This window comes from Okeania sp. SIO2F4 (assembly GCF_010672385.1).
Classification (GTDB): domain Bacteria; phylum Cyanobacteriota; class Cyanobacteriia; order Cyanobacteriales; family Microcoleaceae; genus Trichodesmium.
Genome location: NZ_JAAHGT010000992.1, coordinates 1 through 3,465 on the forward strand (window position 1 = coordinate 1; position 3,465 = coordinate 3,465).

Annotated in this window: 4 protein-coding genes; all 4 read right to left on the minus strand. The window is 34.5% G+C overall.

Going from position 1 to position 3,465, the window contains the following annotated elements:
• Positions 1 to 76 precede the first annotated feature (76 nt).
• Positions 77 to 325: a helix-turn-helix domain-containing protein gene (locus tag F6K22_RS36110; RefSeq protein WP_293109445.1), complete on the minus strand. Its 249-nt coding sequence runs from the start codon at positions 323 to 325 to the stop codon at positions 77 to 79.
• Positions 326 to 638: 313 nt separating this feature from the next.
• The gene (locus F6K22_RS36115) at positions 639 to 785 is read right to left on the minus strand and encodes a hypothetical protein (protein WP_293109447.1); all 147 of its coding nucleotides are present in this window, start codon (positions 783 to 785) and stop codon (positions 639 to 641) included.
• Between the two features lie 242 nt (positions 786 to 1,027).
• Positions 1,028 to 1,324: a ferredoxin III, nif-specific gene (gene fdxB / locus F6K22_RS36120; RefSeq protein WP_293109449.1), complete on the minus strand. Its 297-nt coding sequence runs from the start codon at positions 1,322 to 1,324 to the stop codon at positions 1,028 to 1,030.
• A gap of 945 nt (positions 1,325 to 2,269) precedes the next feature.
• Positions 2,270 to 3,465: sensor histidine kinase (locus F6K22_RS36125; RefSeq protein WP_293109450.1), on the minus strand; the 1,196-nt coding region annotated here is incomplete at its 5' end.

A 3,465-nucleotide genomic window follows, 5' to 3' on the forward strand; every position in this document is an offset into this window, starting at 1 on the left:
CCTACTGATATTGAGCCCGATACGAGTGAAACTATCATCTCTACCTTTTTTCTTGAATTTAGGCACTCCCGACACTTTAGTGAAGCAACGTTTCCAAGAGTAAAGATAAATATCTCAAAGCAAACTGAGGAGCGCTTTTAGAGACTTCGTAGTACCAACAGTTTTTAGGTTTAACCATTGCTACTAAAAGCTTATGAAGGTCAATTGCAGTCGGAAATTTGATTTTGCTGTCTGGGTGATTTTGGTTATGCTGTAATATATTTCTGGTTAGCCATAATCCCCAATTGTAAGCATGACGCGCCACACCTGCGTGTTTAGCCAGCAAGGTTTTTTGTTTATTATTTGGGTGTAATTCAGCGCGTGAATCCAAGTAACATAAATATAGATAATTGGAGATTATTATAGATTATACCAGATTATAGCCAACAGTTAAAAACCCTACACTTTAATATGTGAACTCGCTTTTGTCCTGCAATTGTTAAACTTCATAATTTTTGGGCGAGTCCTTGCTGTTATCACTATTACAAAATTGCACAAATTACAATTCAAGAAAGTCAGGGAGTTCAGGTTTTGGGTGAGCAGTTTCACTAATTAATACACCTGAACCTAACACTGCTTCATAAAACTGATAGAAAACGTCACTGGTTATGACATTTCAATGTGTACGGACGTTGCATGGAACGTCCCTTGCTTTTACGGTCACTGTCGGCAGCACGACCTCCACAATTAGAACAAGTCTTTGATAATGGATAAAACCTATCTAGGCTCAACCAGTTCCAAACCATACCATTTACATTTATGTTCTAGCTGTCGCTTGAACTCATAAAATCACTATCTACTAATTGACTTAGCTAGTTTATGGTTAGCTAACATACCACTGACATTCAAATCTTCGCTTGACAACAGTACCGTTGTTCAAGGCTTACGTAAGTTGTCAATTTCTGAAGTGCGTCTTTACGGATGTTAGCTACCCTTCATTGTTATTTTTGGAGAGGTTTAATGTTTCTGAGTTGATAGTCTTGCTAAGTTATGCATCTGTAGGAGCATGAGTGAAGCATTTCTTACCGCAAATGTTAGCGCAAGCTTCACATCCAATGCAATCATCTGCATTAGCAATAGTCATTACTTTTCTTAATACTTCATCATCATCATCATCATCATCCACAAACTCTCCATGCTCATTGAGTGGTCTAAGTTCTAGAACATTTCTATGACAAACTTTAAAGCAACGACCACAACCTAGACATTTGTTCATGTCAATAGATTCGACATATTGAGGAGTCCAAGCTGTACCACCTTTAGTTAAAGCTGTTAATGTTGCCATCAGTTCTTCTCCTTGATTAGTAGATTAATTTTTTTGTTTTGTTGCATCTTTTTATATAATAGCTATTCACTCTTGCAAAAAAGTATTTTTTTATACTTTTTTCAGGTTTTTGTTAAATATTTATTAGGCCATTATTTACTGATTTATTTATTGGAAAAAATTTGCAATTATTTGTCAATAAAAACATCTACATATCTCCGAAAAATTGGAATTTTTTTGACGATATTTATAGTTAAATTTATATATTTATAATACTTAAACTTTCGCTTTATTGAATTATTAATTTGACAACTAAGTCAGATTCATATAGTAGAAAATGACTCGCATTAAGCTTCTACTTGATTGAAATAGCACTCACCAATTCCAAGGCGTTTGATGGGAGATTTAAACCCGCCATCATCAATGCTCACTCCATTGAAAATATAGTGGAGGACTTAAACCTTGGATTTTAGGTGATAGCTGTTTGCATTTGCGTAGCATCCCGGCACGGAAATGCTAAAACCTGATAGCTAGTTAAACTTAAATCTTATAGCTTCTATAACTAATTCGGGCGTTGTTTAATCAAGCTATGAAACCTAAATTTTGCCAAATATAAAAAGCTCAATGTTAATAGTTAGGCAATTAGGATTAATGCAAAATTAATACATAGGGTTTGCGCTCAAAAGTCTGATGGTGATGATAGGGAACACTTAACACTTAACAGTTTAGACTATCTGCTACTGCCAAATTTTCAGCATTGTCAAGGAAAAATTTTAGCTTTTTGAGACTACAAGAGCCAAAAACCAGGCACTTTTTTCGACCCCAAAAAGCCATTAGCCTTTATCTATAAATACTTTGATATTTAATCAGCAAGCCCTACATAATCATAGCCACGCATCACCAACGCCCTAATTCGATTGTTATAGTTGTTATAGTCGCTACGCTCCAATTTTTCGATAACTGTCTTCAATTAGCCTTAATTGGAATTAATATTTCAAATAAAGTACCTCCATTTGGATTCGATCTACATTTCAGTTCTCCCTGATGTTTTTCGACAACAATTTGGTGAGAAATTGATAGTCCTAAACCTGTACCCTTACCCACTGGTTTTGTGGTAAAAAACGGGTCAAAAATTCTTTTTTGCACAGAGTCAGGAATACCACGCCCATTATCAGAAATAGAAATTTTCACACAATCCTGATTTACTTCTCTTTCTGACATTTGATGTATTTCCGTTTTGATAGTAATAATCCCTGGGATTTCTTGTTCTTCTAAAACATCTATTGCATTAGCAATAATATTCATAAATACTTGATTTAATTGACTTGGATAACACTCAACATTAGGCAAATTTCCGTATTCTTTAAAAACAGTAGTTTCTGTTTGTTTTGCTGTAGTTTTTAAGCGATGTTGTAAAATCAATAAAGTGCTATCTATACCAGAGTGAATATCTACTTTTTTCATCTCCGATTCATCAAGGCGAGAAAAGTTTCTTAGAGATAAAACTAGCTCTTTAATTCGATTCGCTCCAATATTCATTGAATCAACTATTTTTGGTAAATCTTCTATTAGAAAATCCACTTCACACTCTTCAGCAAAATCTTGAATTTCTGGCACAGAATCTGGATAGTTTTTTTGATAAAGTTGTAGTAAATGTAGTAAGTCTCTAATATAGTTATTTGTATGGAGAATATTACCGTAAATAAAGCTAATGGGATTATTAATTTCATGGGCAATACCAGCAACCATTTGACCTAAGCTAGACATTTTTTCTGCTTGTACTAATTGAGCTTGAGTATTTTGCAGTTCTTTTAAAGCTTTTTCTAATTGTAATGCTCTTTCTCGTTCACGTTTTTCTGATTGTTGGAGTGCAATTTCTCCTTGTTTTCGTTCTGTAATATCACGGACAATTGCTAACACTTCATCTGTACCACTTTTAACGTAACGAGCTTCATAATGATAGAGGCGATCGTCGATCGACGTACAATATTCTCCTGCTTGTACTTTACCAGTTTTGAGAGTAAGCTTTAAGTAGTGTCGAGTCCAAACAGCTAAATCTTGGGGAAATATTTCTTCTAGAGTTTTCCCTAATACTTCTGATGCTTCAGGAGCATTTTCATCGTCTTTGTCTGGATAATAGTCGAGAAAAACTCCTTTTGAGA